Source organism: Photobacterium sp. GB-50, from assembly GCF_003026755.1.
Classification (GTDB): domain Bacteria; phylum Pseudomonadota; class Gammaproteobacteria; order Enterobacterales; family Vibrionaceae; genus Photobacterium.
On the sequence record NZ_PYNX01000035.1, the window covers coordinates 1 to 16,515 of the forward strand.

9 protein-coding genes and 2 pseudogenes are annotated in these 16,515 nt (G+C 38.0%); 7 read left to right on the forward strand and 4 right to left on the reverse strand.

Translation table 11 applies throughout. The features are described 5' to 3' along the window. Positions 1-62: 62 nt before the first annotated feature. The 3 genes from ahpF to C9J41_RS21220 all read right to left on the reverse strand — a co-directional run bounded on the left by ahpF (position 63) and on the right by C9J41_RS21220 (position 4,348). Entirely contained in the window at positions 63-1,643 is a 1,581-nt protein-coding gene (ahpF, locus tag C9J41_RS21210; protein WP_107294987.1) for an alkyl hydroperoxide reductase subunit F, read from the reverse strand. Positions 1,644-1,897: 254 nt separating this feature from the next. Then, positions 1,898-2,455: an alkyl hydroperoxide reductase subunit C gene (gene ahpC / locus C9J41_RS21215; protein WP_107207311.1), complete on the reverse strand. Its 558-nt coding sequence runs from the start codon at positions 2,453-2,455 to the stop codon at positions 1,898-1,900. 426 nt (positions 2,456-2,881) lie between these two features. Next, the gene (locus C9J41_RS21220) at positions 2,882-4,348 is read right to left on the reverse strand and encodes a hypothetical protein (RefSeq protein WP_107294988.1); all 1,467 of its coding nucleotides are present in this window, start codon (positions 4,346-4,348) and stop codon (positions 2,882-2,884) included. Positions 4,349-4,608: 260 nt separating this feature from the next. Here C9J41_RS21220 and C9J41_RS21225 point away from each other — a divergent pair. From C9J41_RS21225 to C9J41_RS21235, 3 genes and pseudogenes are all read left to right on the forward strand, one after another. Next, positions 4,609-4,919, forward strand: a pseudogene (locus C9J41_RS21225) (recombinase family protein); the annotation flags it as partial. A gap of 143 nt (positions 4,920-5,062) precedes the next feature. Further along, on the forward strand, positions 5,063-6,925 hold the full coding sequence (locus C9J41_RS21230) for an MrcB family domain-containing protein (RefSeq protein WP_107294989.1): 1,863 nt from the start codon (positions 5,063-5,065) through the stop codon (positions 6,923-6,925). Between the two features lie 85 nt (positions 6,926-7,010). Further along, positions 7,011-9,557: a restriction endonuclease-like protein gene (locus C9J41_RS21235; protein WP_107294990.1), complete on the forward strand. Its 2,547-nt coding sequence runs from the start codon at positions 7,011-7,013 to the stop codon at positions 9,555-9,557. Between the two features lie 147 nt (positions 9,558-9,704). Here C9J41_RS21235 and C9J41_RS21240 read toward each other — a convergent pair. Beyond that, a pseudogene (locus tag C9J41_RS21240) lies at positions 9,705-10,331 on the reverse strand (integrase arm-type DNA-binding domain-containing protein); the annotation flags it as partial. Between the two features lie 1,009 nt (positions 10,332-11,340). Between C9J41_RS21240 and C9J41_RS21245 the strand changes: the two are divergent. From C9J41_RS21245 to C9J41_RS21260, 4 genes are all read left to right on the forward strand, one after another. Continuing rightward, a complete protein-coding gene (locus tag C9J41_RS21245) occupies positions 11,341-13,119 on the forward strand; it encodes a retron Ec67 family RNA-directed DNA polymerase/endonuclease (protein WP_107294991.1) in 1,779 nt (592 codons plus the stop codon). 548 nt (positions 13,120-13,667) lie between these two features. Beyond that, the gene (locus C9J41_RS21250; RefSeq protein WP_107294992.1) at positions 13,668-14,516 is read left to right on the forward strand and encodes a sce7726 family protein; all 849 of its coding nucleotides are present in this window, start codon (positions 13,668-13,670) and stop codon (positions 14,514-14,516) included. 18 nt (positions 14,517-14,534) lie between these two features. Next, positions 14,535-15,479 (forward strand): sce7725 family protein, encoded by a 945-nt coding sequence (locus C9J41_RS21255; protein WP_107294993.1) that lies wholly within the window; start codon positions 14,535-14,537, stop codon positions 15,477-15,479. 647 nt (positions 15,480-16,126) lie between these two features. Then, positions 16,127-16,333, forward strand: coding sequence for an AlpA family transcriptional regulator (locus C9J41_RS21260; RefSeq protein WP_107294994.1), 207 nt, complete (start codon positions 16,127-16,129; stop codon positions 16,331-16,333). The last annotated feature ends 182 nt before the right edge of the window (positions 16,334-16,515 follow it).

Here is a 16,515-nt window from a genome sequence, read left to right on the forward strand (position 1 = left end):
ATTAATTTTTTATAATAAAAAGGCCGACTCTTTCGAGTCGGCCTTAAAAATTAATAGTTATACTATTTATTATTGGGTGCAGGGGTGCGAATTAAGTAATCAAATGCCCCTAGACTTGCTTTAGCACCTTCACCCATTGCAATAATAATTTGTTTGTAAGGAACTGTTGTAACATCACCGGCTGCAAAAATACCGTTAACGTTAGTATTACCGTGAGCACCAATTTCAATCTCACCACGTGGTGTTAATGCAACGGCGGATTCTTTTAGCCACTCAGTGTTTGGCACTAAACCAATCTGAACAAAAATACCGGCAAGTTCGATGTGTTTGATTTCATCCGTGTTACGATCTTTGTAGCTGATACCTGTAACGCGAGTACCATCGCCAACCACTTCTGTCGTTTGTGCCATTTTAATAATGTCGATGTTAGGCATACTTTCAGCTTTATTGATCAACACTTGGTCAGCACGTAATGTGTCAGCAAATTCAAGCACAGTCACATGTTCTACAATACCCGCAAGATCAATCGCCGCTTCAATACCTGAGTTACCACCACCGATAACGGCTGTGCGCTTGCCTTTGAATAATGGACCGTCACAGTGAGGACAGTAAGCCACACCTTTATTGCGATACTCTTGTTCACCAGGAACGTTCATTTCACGCCAGCGAGCGCCAGTACTGATGATCACGCTACGTGCTTTTAGCATTGCGCCGCTTTCTAGATAAACGTGCGTATAACCATCTTCAGTATCAGCAGCTTCAACAATGTTATTAACACGCTGCTCGCTCATAATATCAACGTTGTATTGTTTTACGTGCTCTTCAAGGCTTGCCGCTAAACGGGGACCTTGGGTTTCTTTAACAGAAATAAAGTTCTCGATAGACATGGTATCCATTACCTGACCGCCGAAGCGCTCAGCAACAACACCGGTACGGATGCCTTTACGTGCCGCGTAGATTGCAGCAGATGCACCCGCTGGGCCACCACCGACAACTAATACATCAAATGGGGCTTTTTCGGTTAGGCTTGCCGCTACTTTTTTAGCTGCGCCCGTGTCTAACTTATTTAAAATTTCAGTAAGCGACATACGGCCTTGACCAAAGACTTCACCGTTCACATAAACAGTCGGTACTGCCATGATATTACGTTCAGTGACTTCGTCTTGGAAAGCTGCGCCATCAATCATGGTTGCTTTAATGCGTGGGTTAATCGCTGCCATCATGTTGAACGCTTGCACAACATCAGGACAGTTCTGGCAAGATAATGAAATAAAGGTTTCAATAACAATATCTTGATCTAAAGCGGCGATTTGGTCGATAACCGCTTGCTCTAGTTTCATTGGATGACCACCACTGTGTAGTAGCGCTAATACCAATGAAGTAAATTCGTGTCCCATTGGAAGACCGGCAAAGCTCATTGAGGTCTGTTTGGTTGGGTTAACCACTTGCATTACAGGCTTACGTACACTGGCATTATTATCTTCAATAACACTCACTTTATCGTTTAGTTCTGCGATCTCGTGAGCAAGCTCATGCAGTTTTTGTGCAGTGTCACTATCATCTAAACTTAATACCAGTTGGATATCTGTTTTTAAATTTTCTAAATACGCTTTTAATTGCTGCTTCATGCTTTGTTCTAACATAATCTCGCCTTTTTAATTTATTTACGGCTTAACAGCAGATAAAGAATGCGGATCTACTGTTATACGACATATCGCCTATATAAAAAGGCTTAAATATGTTTGAAGGTATTTGAATGAATAAGGCACCAAACATGACGTTTATGCTTGATGCCTTATTACTTTTAAATAAGTGAATTATTTAAAAGTAGGATAAGTAATAAGTGAATCTATATATAGAGAATAAAATCACTCATTATTATCAAAGGTAAATAAGATTAGATCTTACCTACTAGGTCTAGAGAAGGAGTTAGTGTTGCTTCGCCTTCTTTCCATTTTGCAGGGCAAACTTCACCTGGGTGTGCTGCAACATATTGTGCTGCTTTCACTTTACGCATTAGATCATCAGCTTCACGACCGATACCTTCAGCAGTGATTTCCATTGCTTGGATAACACCTTGTGGATCGATTAGGAAAGTAGCGCGGTCTGCAAGACCTTGACCTTCACGCATAACATTGAAGTTATTTGTGATATTACCCGTTTGGTCGCCTACCATGTAGTAGTTGATTTTACCGATAGTGTCAGAGCTGTCGTGCCATGCTTTGTGAGTGAAGTGAGTATCTGTAGAGACAGAGAATACTTCAACGCCGCGCTCTTGAAGCTCTGCGTAATGGTCAGCTAGATCGCCAAGCTCAGTTGGACATACAAAAGTAAAGTCAGCAGGGTAGAAGAAGAATACCGCCCACTTACCTAAAACGTCTTTCTCAGTGATTTCTACGAATTTGCCTTCTTTGTATGCTGTTGCGCTAAATGGCTTGATTTCAGTGTTGATCATGATGGAATCCTTTTAACTATAATTTTAAGTTTTTATGCTGTAGTGCAAATCAAATCTCTGAAGCCATTATTGTTAAAACAGCAAAATTTAGGAAATCGTTATAGCCGATACATTCAATAGCTTAAACCTATTAGGTTGAACGATTATTTTTAAACAGATGTTTAGATCGAGGTTAACGCGAGAAGATAAAGAATAGCTTTAGTTTAGGAGGGACGAGATCTGGCTCTGTTATTGAAATAAAAGGGTAATGGCAGTCAGGATCTTTAACACTCAGGCGTTCAATATTTCGATGCTCTTTGCGTTAAGAAAATAAGAAAAGAAATGACAAAATCAGATACAAAAAAGGCCACTTCCTAAGAAGTCGCCTTCTAAATGTTTGTAATTAGTTCACGTTGATCTTATGAAATAATTATCTGTTTTTATTGTTTATTCTACAGAGCTATTCATGCATTTACTTATAACATCTGTTGGTGTCCACGTAGTACCATCGTCAGAACAATAGTTTTCGTAAATTCCTGATTTAAATTGAATTATCTTACTCCATAGTCCTTGAGTGAGATCGCGGTCAATCCAGATGTAACGATCTTCTAGATTGGTTGCTTGGTTACGTAGTGCCGATGTTGAGTTGTGTGTTAATGAATCGGTAAAGTCTTGAGAAATGTAGTTATATTGATCTAACTCCTCAGGGGACATTGTTTCAAAAGCTAACGCCAAATCGCGATTGGTATATATATCTTTCTCATCGAACCTAAATTGCCCACCTTCGTCTATTTTTCCGATGTGCTCTAGGCCATTCGTACGGAAAGTTAAAATAGTTTGAGCGGTTAACGACGTCGAGTTCGTTACATCTTGGCAGTCCTGCAAAGAGGTAATGTCAGCAGCATGATGTTGGTTACGTAAACCGTAGCCATCAGTCGATGCTTGTACCACTTCAATCACAGAGTTACAGCCGTCAGGTTCAATCGCAAAGCTTTCAAGCAATGTAAGGCCGCGTTCAGTCCGTTCGCGCTTCATTGAATCTTCCATTGTTTTAACTACAGTGGTTAAGTCATCTGACATGCGTTCGATACGTGCGGTGGTTGATTTGTCTTTGTACTGGACTCTTGTTACACGATGCCAATGAGTAGAGTTAGTTTCGTCTTCCATCATGTGGTTCCAATGCCCTTGCATATACTCAACGTCTGCATATACCACATTTGGATCTTGTAACATTACACGTGTTTCTTCATAAGATAACTGCATTCCCTTTACAAGGTTAGCAGCACTAGAAGCTAACGCTGTATTACCGGATGCAATGAAATCACTGTATAACTCTTTTACAGGTACGTTGAAGCGAAGCTGTAAACGGTACTCCTGCTCTTTCAACATCCCACTGATACGCTCGCGAGTTTCAGATTGTTCTTGAATAGTTGAGCAGCTAAGCATTCCTAGATTACTGCTTTCGAGATCTCGTTGAATATTATCCCAAAGTATTGTTGTTAGCGGCGTGATATCACGAATATCTTTGTCACTAGGTATGAATATCGCGGGCGCGATTGTCATGGTATATGCCGTTTCGACAACACCAAGGTCTTCATCGATAGCACCAACAGGAACATCAACAATCGTGGGTACATAGTCAGCACAAGAAGCATCGCTATTTGATTTGATATCTAAAATATACGCACCATTGTCGCCTGTGATTGTTGTTGGTTCTCCTGCATCCAATTTACCGTTAAAGTTTAAATCTAAACCGACAGTGGCACCTTTGACATAACCATCAATGGCTTTACCTTGAATACTTCGAGTTGGGGCTGTGGTTGTGTTATCTGAATCAGAGCCACCGCCTCCTCCTCCACAGGCAGATAGCAGTAGCGTTGATAATATCGCAAGAGCAAGAGTTGATACTTTCAATATTTATCCCTTAATGAAAATATGTTTTAGATAAGTTTTATGTGTGAGGTAATCAGCGAGGCCGCATTTTATGTTGCGTGAGGAGGGAAATATAATGCTATGAATTGGAATTGTATTACGGGTAACTTTTTTGTATTGGTTATGTGTTCGTCTTCAAATTAAAAGCTATATCGTCGGTGGGAATGGGCATAGGTAGGGCATATATTTTATTCGCTTAGTTACTCCATTTATTGATACCAGTTAGAGGGAGTTTAATGAAGATGCGTACTTTTTCTTATTGTCGAGTATCTACAATAGAACAAACAACACAAAATAAAATTATTGCCATTCGTTAAAAAGAATATGATGTTGCTGATTCATGTGTAGTGAGTGACACGGTTTCAGGATCAGTGGAAGCAATAATACGATTAATGTATTAACCCCAAAAAGGGGGTAAGGTCGTTTGCTTAGATTTACCGTTGCCGATTTATACAGTGCTGAAGGAAAGCTAATGCTATAGATGTTCGCAGCTTTTGCCGAGTTTGAACGAAATCGTATAAGAGAACGGACCAAAGAAGGAATTGAGCGGGCAGCACTTACTGAACGGGCGGTGAATAATGTGTCGAGAACACTAAAAACATTAGATGTCTTTGTAAGGTTGTTATCTTCATGATATATAAAAATAAAATAGAATTGGAATACCAAAATTTCTTGGTCTTAGTATAAAGGGTAAGTATGAGTTTAAGACAACTTTTAACAGAAATAGCTGGTGGCTGGAAACAAGCTAAAAATGAGCAGTTTACTGGTCATCCAATAGCTACTTTACTAAGACAAGATTTAATTAGAGCAATAGAAAACAAACTGCCATCTCCAAATAATTATTTAATAAAAGCAAGTGCTGGCGCTGGAAATTGGGCAGACGTGCCTTGGCTGTCGATCCTCAATCCGTCAATAACAGAGTCAACACAGTCCGGTATTTATCCTGTTTATTTGTTCCGTTCAGACGGTAGTGGTGTTTATCTTTCGCTGGGCTTTGGAACCACAGAACTCAAAAAACAATATGGAACAGCTCAGGCAAAACAGAAAGCGGAGGAGCTGCGCAATAGCATTAGGGGGTTGGATAACAGACTTAATGCTTGGGATCAGAACGTTGATTTACGCTCTAATACGACATTAGGCAAGTCGTATGAGTGGGCTTCAGCAGGCGCAAAATTTTATCCTTTAGACAACATGCCGGATGAAGATACTCTTACTTTTGATCTAACAGAGCTATTAGATATATATGCAGATGTAAATCTAGAGACTAATTCGCATTCAAGACAGGCTGTTAGTAATGCACAGCTTCTTTCCAAACCCTTCCTTCTCCTAGCTGGCATCTCAGGTACAGGTAAAACCCGTTTTGTGCGTGAACAAGCAAAAACTTCAGGGCAGTTTGATGAAACCTATTGTTTAACCTCGGTGCGCCCCGACTGGCATGAGCCGAGTGATTTGATGGGGTATATCTCCCGTTTAAACGGCGCTGCTGAATACATCACCACTGATGTATTGCAGTTTATCGCCAAAGCGTGGCGTGCGATCACTGATAGTGGCTTAACCGTTGAAGTGCAAGTAAACGAAGACCAAGGCGAGCGTCTAGTGGTAACAGGTGAACGTGATGCACTTGAGCAAGTATTGCCTTACTGGTTGTGTTTGGATGAAATGAACCTTGCCCCCGTTGAGCAGTACTTTGCCGATTATTTGTCGGTGCTTGAAACCCGCGAATGGCGTTGGACAGGTGACAGCTTTACCTACAGCAGTGATGCCTTATTAAAACCCGCCACCATTAAAGAAGTTGCGGATAAAGAAAAGCTGCGTGAAGCGCTAGGCTTTGATGGTGTGCAATACGATGAGCTGTGGGCACATATTTGCCAATATGGTTTAGGTATTCCGTTTAACCTGCTGGTCGCGGGCACGGTGAATATGGATGAAACCACCCACGGCTTTTCACGCAAAGTGATTGACCGAGCGCTGAGCTTTGATTTTGGTGCGTTTTTCCCTAACGACTATAACGACTTTTTCACTCCAACCAGCAGCAATAAACGCCTAAGCTATCCTATTTGGTCAAACGCCAGCAAAACAGATTTAGCCAATACCTTTGATGCTGATGGTACAAAGACTGTTGCGTTTTTATCTGCCGTTAATGCTGTACTAAAAAATACGCCATTTGAATTAGCGTTTCGTGCTTTAAATGAACTTCTTCTTGCTGTGGCCAGCAGCCAACCACAAGATGAGCTGACCCTAAAAGCCGTATGGGACGACTTTATGATGTGTAAGGTTCTGCCGCGTATAGAAGGCGATACCGACAAACTGACTACATCAAGTCGCAAGGATTTGCTGGAAGAACTTAGCACTGTGCTGGCAGACCAGTTAGCCCCCATTTGGTTCGCGTCTGAAACAGACGAAGCAAACCAACGCCCTGACTTGTATCGCGAGAAAGCGATAGAGGGGGATGATGCAGATGAGCAAAAAGTGCTACGTATACCTTGCCGTTCAAAAGCGAAATTACAATGGATGAGCGCTCGATTAGCCAGTGCCACCTTCACCAGTTTCTGGCCTTAATGAGTCGGTGCTGTTTTATGCCTTTTGCAATGAATGTAACTCATAATCAAAACCAGCATAGCTATGGCGTAAGGAGTGGTAAGGAATGCCAGAGTTAATACGATTACAGACCCCTGACTTTGAGTTTTCGGTTTGGGCGAATGATATTAGCCAGCGGTTGAGCGTGTACCAGAATACAATGGCGCACAGGGCGAGCACTAATGATGTACAACCTAGCTACGAATTGCGTTTTGCGCCTGAACTGAGCAGTGTCATTGAACCGCAATGGCTAGTTGCAGACGGTATAGATACAAGTGCGTTAGATGATAGTGGCCTTGTTGCCAATGGCTTAGCGAAACACGCTGAGTTGACATTAAATTCTCCGCTGTTTTTTGAGAATACTCAGTACCAGTTTGAATGGGTCTTTTTTAGTGAAGTCACTAATGCGCGGTTAACCCATCGCAGCCAAAGCGTGAATGAGGCGTTTCGTTTTGCTCCCGAAGTAAAAACCGCAAGGGGTGTGGTGCCTGCACGTTTAACCGGCACCATCAATACCGGCAATGATGTAGGTTGGTTGCGCTTGCCACTCACTTTTGAGCTGAATGGCAAAACACAGACTCAGCACATAGCCTTTGAAGTGCTGCCAACCAAAATGGCACTGCACCAAGACTTGCCCGCTATGTATCAAACCATCGACAAAGTTTACCCTCTTTGGCGCTTTAGTTTGGTAGAAAAAACGGAACAAGACGCAGCGACTAGCCAGCATCGTGGGCATTTTCCACTGATGTGGTTGGCTAATTTTGCCGCGTTAAAGGAGCGTTTTGAGCAAGGCTTAAAAGTAATTTGTGCTGCACCGCATAGCCGTTTGCAACCGACGGTTACCAATATCAAAGCGGCCAAATTAAAAGCCCGTTTGCCTCATAAGTTAGCGGAGCAGGTCAAGCAAGACTTTGCTAATGGCCAGTACGATAAACGCTATGCAGTCGAAAAAAAGCAACTGAGTGTGGATACCCCAGAAAACCGCTTTATCAAAATGGCGGTGAGTAAAAGCAAGCGGCAATTAGCGGAGTTTGAACAAAAGCTTAGGCAAAGTAACCAAGCACCAGAACGGCAACGGTTGTCGGATTCATTTTTAAATGAACTACATAGTTGGCAACAACCGCTGCAAAAAGTGTTAGGTCAAAGTTTTTTAAAAGAGGTTGGTGCATACACAGGGTTAGGCCGCGAGTCGTTAGTGCTTCAGCAAAAAACCGGTTACAGCGCGGTGTATCGCGTTTGGCAGGAGCTGAAATTTTATTTAGATGTGTTTGGTAATCAGTCGAGCATTTCAATGAAATCAGTGGCTGAGATTTACGAAGTGTGGTGCTTTTTGTGTTTGAAACAGATTTTAGAGCAGGACCTTGGCTTTGAATTGGTGAAAAACAGTGTGACGAAGCTCGCCCCAAATGACTTTTTTGAGTACCAACTTAAAGATGGCTTTGCCGGTGCCTTTCGCTTTAAGCGCAGTGATGGCGTGACCGCTAGGCTGGCACACGAGCCTAAATTTACCAAAAAGGGCAAATCAATACGCTCGTATTTGGTTAACCAAGAGCCGGATATTGTGTTGGAAGTGACATTGCCTAAAAGCGCCCATTTAACAAAAGCAGACTCGGGCTCATCAGAAGAAAAGCAGTTTATTTGGCTGTTTGATGCCAAGTACCGTATTAAGACCGATAAAAACCGCTTTGATGACAGCAATGAAAATATTGAAAGTACGGATTACGTACCGGACGATGCCATCAACCAAATGCATCGTTATCGTGATGCTCTGATCCGTTTATCAGAGCCGCGCTTATCTGAGTTTTCATCCAGTTCAATCACAGGTCAGCCTATCAAGAAAAGTCGCCCTGTTTTTGGTGCGTTTGCTTTATATCCAGGCTTTTTTGATCAAGCCACAAAACCCAACCCCTACGCAGCCGCAATAGAAGAGGTGGGTATTGGTGCGTTTGCACTCTTGCCTAGCCAGACTGAGAGCGGGTATTCCGGTCACCAGTGGTTGCTAGAGTTCTTGCAAGCCCAAATTGGCACAGCACCGAATGCACAAACAGGGAAAGACAATGAGGTGATGTACCCTGTGGCTGGCATGGCGGAAAGGCTTTACGTACAAGAAGCAGCACGCATACCTTATTACGGCATGCGCCAAGTGCTGTACCCTGATTTGACGATGACCGTGGCATTGAGTGGGCAACGTGGCCGTGATAATGGCTACTTTGAAAAATTTGAGCAAGGTACAGCGCAGTGGTATCACCTTCCTCAAAGTACGTTTTTGCAGAAATTTAAGCAGCATATTGCCGAGGAAATTCGTTATTTAGCGTTGGCGTCTACTTCAGACACTCAAAGTTCAACCAAGCAAATTGACAAACTTTGGCCGGTTAAACGAGTCACAGTGTTACCACGATACACCATTACCGAAGATCAAGCGGGTAAGAAGTCAGGTTCTGCTGATTTATATTATTTATTTGAACTCGGAAAACCGCTATCGCTGCAAACGCCAGTGACCAACGTGCCACATCGCCCAATGAAAAACTCGATGAAACTAACCACGTTAACTCGCCTAGAGAGCGTCACTAAGTTTGCTGAGGTCGAAAAAGTCTACGAAGAGGCAATGGTGTGAGCTAGTTTTATCAATTATGCAGAAGGTAAAGTGAGTGACTGGTTCGGCCTGAGCACCATAGACACTTTTTATGATAAAAATGCAATCAAACGATAATGAGTTAAACCACGGTAAAGGGAAGTCGTTACAGCGACGAATTTAGTAAATAATGAGTTCAGGTAATTCGCTTGGCTTGAGGGAAGCCATGTTTTCTTTCTTAGGCTTTTTGAATGCAGCTTTGATACCTGTTAGTGGGTTTGCCGCAACTAAACCACAGTTGGCTGCAAAATCCATTATCTCATTTAAACGCTGTACTAATCGTTTTACTGTTTCGAGACTGCCTTTTGCTTCAATCGGCGTATTCGACGATAGGCTAGGGAAGATGTGTCGCTCAAGTGAACGCCATATATCAACAGTATAGTCAGGTGTAATGCCACTTTGCTTAATCTCAAACCACTCTTTAGCGATATTAAGTAAAGTGTATTGATGAATGATTTTGTGTTCTTGTTGTTTCCGTTTTTTATCTTCTTGAGGGTCGATACCTTGGATAATAAGTTCACGCGCTTCTTGAGATAGCTTACAGGCGATAGCAAGTGAGAGATCGGGGTATTTACCTAGACTTAGGTTGGTACGACGTTTCTTTGTAGGGTGAGTGTAGTTGAGTAACCACAGTTTAGAGCCGTTTGTTTTAACTCTAAAACGAAGTCCATCACCATTAGAGAGCGTATATTATATCTCTTTTGGTTTAGCGGCTTTGATTTCCTTATCTGTTAGCCTTGCTGTTGTTCTTGCCATAATGGGTACACCAAATTACTACGTAAAATGTAGTGTACCCAGTGGTGTACCTATAAATTACAGATATTATTGGGCGATTTAGGAAGCTACAGATACAAGAAAGCCCACTAAAACAATGTCTTAGTGGGCTCTCTGGACGTCCTTGGACGTCTTCGTATACGAATTTGGTGGGCTGGCGTAAGTTGAACATGTTATTTAAAGTGCTGTTATAAATAGAAATATCTTTTATAGTTCTATCTTTGGAATACTATTTGGAATACAGAAGAATCTAAGATAAATCATCCAAGATACCTATAAACGGATAATCGAAAAAGTTATTACTAACTATCAACTATAATCGAGCACCTACATTTATGATTTTCGTCATTATAAAGTATTCTCTAACTTTGCTTATAGTACAAACCATAAAGATTTATGATGCATAAAACCTTCCTCGCTTAACTACTTAACCTAGAGAACACATTTTACTTCAATATTAGATAAAGATTATAATATCTTTAGACATTGCAACTACTTTTATTATGAACTGAATTATTTTATAAATATAAGTACTTAAAAGATTATAACTAATGGAAAGATACTTGAGTTATATTTGTATCAAAGATTATTAAAGTTAGTTTCAATGACATTAAATTTATATTTTTATAGTAGGTTGAATTTCTTTTGTAGCTGAAAATATTGCCTATATTACTAATTAATAAAATTTAATATGAACCACATCACATTTCACAATTTTATAATCTTAAATTTTTAATGGTTCATAAAATAGAACTCTCTAAAGGAATAATTTTAAAAATAATTAATTATATGATTTTAATCACGTTAATTAATAAAAAATGATTCTAATATAAACTTAGCTTACGGGCAGATTTTGGGTGGCGTATCGCCATCAGTGAAAACAATGTCTGATAGACTTGCCTTTAAAATTCATTAACTGTATCTCTAAGATCCCCGGCATGGCATAGGAGTGCCCGTAAGCACCCCTCTTTTTTGTGCCTTGGTAACTAAAATGAACTCTAACTCTATAGCAGAACTTAAGAACTGCATATCTAGAAACGATTTAGCAATCCTTCTTGACGTCAAACCATCAATTCTAAGTTATGTATTATTTGTTGAGCACGATAGCATTAAGTATCAAGAGTTTAATATTCCCAAAAAAACTGGTGGTGAGCGTTTAATTAAAGCACCAAACGATAGGCTAAAAGAAATTCAGAGGTCATTAGCAGATTTACTACTAAACTGTATAGATGATATTAACCAAGAAAAAGATATATCTAATACTCTATCGCACGGTTTTGTTAAAAAAAGATCAATAATAACTAATGCTGAAATGCATAAAAAGTCAAAAAATATCCTGAATATTGATTTGGAAAACTTTTTTGACTCCTTTAATTTTGGGCGAGTTAGAGGTTTTTTTATTAAGAATAATAACTTTTTATTGGCTCCGGATACTGCAACAGCTATTGCTCAAATTGCTTGTCATAATAACTCTTTGCCACAAGGGAGTCCCTGCTCCCCAGTTATAACTAATCTAATTACTCATTCTCTTGATATCTCTTTAGCAAAGTTAGCAAAGAAAAACTCATGTAGATACAGTCGCTATGCTGACGATATAACTTTCTCAACAAGGAAGAATAGTTTTCCAGTTGAAATAATGACAGAAATTGATGGGGCTTATAAAGCAAGTAAAAGGCTTGATAAAGAGATTTCTAGAGCTGGATTTTCTATTAATGAAAAGAAAACTAGAATTCAATATAAGGACTCTCGACAAGACGTAACAGGCTTAGTTGTTAATGAAAAGGTTGGAGTGAAAAAGGAATACCGACGAACAGTTAAAGCAATGTGTAACTCGTTATTTCATACAGGCAGCTATACTAAATTAATTAATGATGAATATGTAGTTGGCTCTATTCGAGAGTTGGAAGGTCGATTGAATTTTATTGACTCAGTCGATCGACACAATAGAACTCATTACCCAGAAAAGTTGAGTATACATTATCAGCATAGACGTCATGGAATTCGAAGCCGTGAAGTTTGGACCAGCAGAGAGAAGACTCTTAGTAAATTTCTTTTCTATAAATGGTTCTATGCTAATGATAAGACCACAATACTGTGTGAGGGAAAAACTGATAATTTATACTTAACATCAGCGATTGATAAACTTAATAGCAAGTATCCTTTACTTATAAATGCTAATGCTAAATCTGGAGAGCCTAAATCATTAGTTAAATTTATGGATTATTCGAGAAGGACTAAATTTATCCTTGAATTAGCAGGAGGTACTTCTTACCTAGCCAACTTTATAGATAGCTATAAAGAAAGGTATGAATTCTATAAGTCTGAGAAGCCTAAATTCCCTGTTTTAATTATTTTAGATAATGATAAAGGTTTAGATGAAAATGGTGGAATCATTGCAAAGCTCAAGGGTATATCTACGATGACTATGCACCCTATGCCTTCTAAAAAAGAAGATATAAAGTCTGCGATTAAAAAATCAGAATTTATTCATGTAATGTATAATCTATACGTAGTAATTACACCCTTAAATAATGGTAAAGACACAATGATTGAAAACTTGTTCGATCAAAAGTTATGGGACACACCATTAAATAATAGAACCTTTGATCCTACTGAAAAGAAAGAACCTAAGAGTAGCTATTATGGGAAAAATGATTTTGCAACGAGAGTCGTAAAGAAAAACCAAGATAATATTAACTTTAATGGCTTTATTCCGCTTCTTGATAGAATGCAACGAGCTATCAAGCACTATAAAACCGTCAAAGGCTGAAATACAATATTTGGCATATTGGCTTTGCGTTGCATAAGGATGTTCAGAGTTTAGATGCTAGCATTTTTAAAAGGCGAAGTCATACGAGATAGAAATTTATTGCGTTTTCACTAGATCTTTACAGCTATTAAAATCATAGCTGTGTGAAGTTTTTCTCTTCATCATTCCTTTTATCCTAATCATTAGTAGCTCAAATAGAGTGGATTTTCTAGTAAGTAATTGTATTTAAATAACTTTTATTTTTATCTTAATATATTCAGTTAAGATAATTGTTATACTATATTAATATAATTTTTTAATTAGATTGATTAAATACTTTTAAAAATAAAATCATCAAGCTCATAGTGTATTTAAATTGAATTTATTATGAGTAATGGTTTTCAAGCGTACTTTATGTAAAAGTACGAATACATTTAATAAATTATTAAGCTTATTAAAGTGTTATATTTTAGGTTGATCGGAGTGATTTTTTATAGGAGGAATGCTAGGATCTTATTTGGGCTGTTAACTAGTTATGGGTTTATTTTAATGATGGTACAGATGTCAAAATGAACAATTCAGAGAGACATATAATCACTAATCTCTTTTCGAAAAAGTCTATGATTGCGCTTTTGGAGGAGGAGACTAATGATAAACTTAAACTTTTGATAGCTAGTCACTTACAAGAAAATGGTTTGACCTTATCGGAAGCATATGAATATCTTTACAAAAGGTTGGTCAAAGAGTATCGCAATGAATATGTTTATAAAAATGCTATTGCCGAAAAAATAGTTAAAGGTCGCCATAAAATGGCAAATGTAGCCTATTTTACTGAGTTTCGAGTTCGGAAGAGCATAGCTGATTGTGTCGTTGTTAATGGCTATTCTACTGCATATGAAATCAAGACTGAGTTTGATACCTTTTATCGATTAAAGCATCAGTTGCAAAGTTATAAACAAGTTTTTGAGAAAGTTAATATTGTTGTTCCTGAATCTAAGCTTTTAAAGCTTAAGAAAGAGGTAGACGATAACATTGGTATCCTTGTATTAACTGACCGGTACACATTTGAAGAAGTTCAACAATCAAGTATTCATACAGACTCATTGCAACATGATCTGGTTTTTGGTTGTTTAAACAAAAATGAAGTATTCGATATTATATTAACTTACTTTGGCGAATTGCCACAGGAAAAACCTGCGTTTGTCAGAAATAAGTGTAGAAAAATGTTCGAAACTTTACCTAAAGAAGTTGTTAATTTTGAATTTAAAAAAGCTCTAAAACAACGAGAAAATTACAGTAAAAATAAGGAGACCTTATCAAAGTTTCCTAACTCTCTGTTATCTTTGATATGTACATCTAACTTTTCAAAGCAAAACTGTGGCATTATGCTCAATAGATTAGAGCAACAGTTGTCATAATGATTGAGAGGTGTCGGTATGTACTTTCCGTTTTTACGAGGGAAGCAAAATGAACTCCTTGCTCTCAGGGAGTGCGCAGGTAAACTTTCAGAGAGTGGAAAAGTTATACCGATAATTGAACCTGTAACTAAAGGTTTATCTCCGGTATTAAAATGTATAAATACTTTGTGTGATAAAAACGTTGAACATATTATTGTTTTTAACTCTCAAAATGGTGACTTGGGGAAATCGACTAATAAAATGACGGAGTTGGTCGATGAAATAAAATCTCAAACACAGGCCCAACATTTTGCGTTTATATTAAATAGTTCAACCAAAGCTAGTGAAATCAATGATTTTTTATCTAGTATCGATGAGCGAAAGTTTTCTTTCATCCATAATGCTTCATTTTCAGACCCTAAATTTTTGTTTAGTACTTCCTCCAGCGTTAACTTTTGTCATCATATTTTTATCAACTCCAATTTAAGTCGCTCTTATAAAAATCAATTTAGTGATTTTTCAAGAGTTAACATTACAGATTGCTTTCGTACGGTTAGTAAGAACTCTGAGTATGCTGACCCTAGCCATGAATTTTATACTGATTTACATTTAAACTACTCAGCTGATGGTTTCTCTGGTTTTGGGGATTACACGACGTTATCAGAGCGTTTCAAGTCAGGTGGTTTTCAACCATATACTGCGGCTTTACATCTTACACATGAAGTTGATGGCACTGACGAAATATGGGTTCGACATTTTTTATCTGAGGTATACGATTATCCGACATCAGATCAAGCAGGTTTGATCCATGAGGCATTACCTGAGATGGTGGCATTTATTAATGAGAACAAAGATTACTTTAGTTTTTCTGATGCAATTAAAGAAATCATTAGTATTCATGATGAAGGGCGTTCAACTAACCTTGGTTATATGAAAAAATTAGCGATAAAACATCATATAGAATTGCTTCTTAAGATATTGTAAAAAATACATAAACAAAGTGTTTAAGGACAACTCTCAAGCTTAAGAGTTATTTTGTGTCGAGCTATTTATAATATAACTGCTTAGCTATTATTATGGTGGCGTCAGTAGCCTGAAAATGGCACTACCTTTGCTTTTTCTTATAATCACATTAAAAAGAAAATCCTAATAAGTTTTCAAATTTTGTAAGGTATCCATTGTAAATACTTATCCCCTCTAACAGCTCGCATTTTCAACCTCAAATTTAAATCTAACGCAATAATATCTTTACTTGAACTATTGATAAATGAGGAGGTGAGATCCAGTGTTAACTATTTTGGTTAAAGACTTTTTGGAAAACATTTCGGCTGTTTGATTTTCATTATTGCAAACTGATAGCATAACTTTATGTATATTAAATCATTTATCTCTTATGATGTATTTCTCACAAAGTAAGATCGTTGTGTTAAAACTACTTTATTAAATGTATTTTTCTCATAAATTCTTTTCATTACAGTTTTTCTTAATCTAATAACCATTTTTTAATTTAGAAACTTAGTTTTTTTTTTTTTGCTCTCAAAAAAAAACGTAACTTTTAACTTACTCGTTAATGTTAGCCTGAACTGGATAAGTAAAGAAAAGATACATAATTTATTAGAAGGATTTTTAGTATGATTACAAACCGGAAGCCAAAAAAAATTTTACGGTTACCAGAAGTAAAAGATAAGGTTGGCCTATCTAGAAGTAGTATTTATGCATTAATGACCAAAGGCGACTTTCCACCATCAATTCCTTTAGGAGAGCGATCAGTTGGTTGGTTTGAAGATAAAATTGATCAGTGGTTATTAGAGCGAGAAAAAAAAAGAAAGAATAAATAATATGGATTTGTTTGTTCTAAATTTTAAAAGCTTTTGAAATTTACTTCAAAGGCTTTTATTATCTAAAGTTTCATTAATGTTAGATATGAAGGAATGAGTATTATTTTTATTAGATTTTTATGTTTATGAGATAAAAAATATAAGGTAGTAAAATAATCATATAACAATTAGATATATATTAT

Bases quoted from the DNA above. Each gene is read 5' to 3' on its own strand.
- ahpF (WP_107294987.1), bottom strand. From the start codon at position 1,643: ATGTTAGAACAAAGCATGAAGCAGCAATTAAAAGCGTATTTAGAAAAT.
- ahpC (WP_107207311.1), bottom strand. From the start codon at position 2,455: ATGATCAACACTGAAATCAAGCCATTTAGCGCAACAGCATACAAAGAA.
- C9J41_RS21230 (WP_107294989.1), top strand. From the start codon at position 5,063: ATGAGTTTAAGACAACTTTTAACAGAAATAGCTGGTGGCTGGAAACAA.
- C9J41_RS21235 (WP_107294990.1), top strand. From the start codon at position 7,011: ATGCCAGAGTTAATACGATTACAGACCCCTGACTTTGAGTTTTCGGTT.
- C9J41_RS21245 (WP_107294991.1), top strand. From the start codon at position 11,341: ATGAACTCTAACTCTATAGCAGAACTTAAGAACTGCATATCTAGAAAC.
- C9J41_RS21250 (WP_107294992.1), top strand. From the start codon at position 13,668: ATGAACAATTCAGAGAGACATATAATCACTAATCTCTTTTCGAAAAAG.
- C9J41_RS21255 (WP_107294993.1), top strand. From the start codon at position 14,535: ATGTACTTTCCGTTTTTACGAGGGAAGCAAAATGAACTCCTTGCTCTC.
- C9J41_RS21260 (WP_107294994.1), top strand. From the start codon at position 16,127: ATGATTACAAACCGGAAGCCAAAAAAAATTTTACGGTTACCAGAAGTA.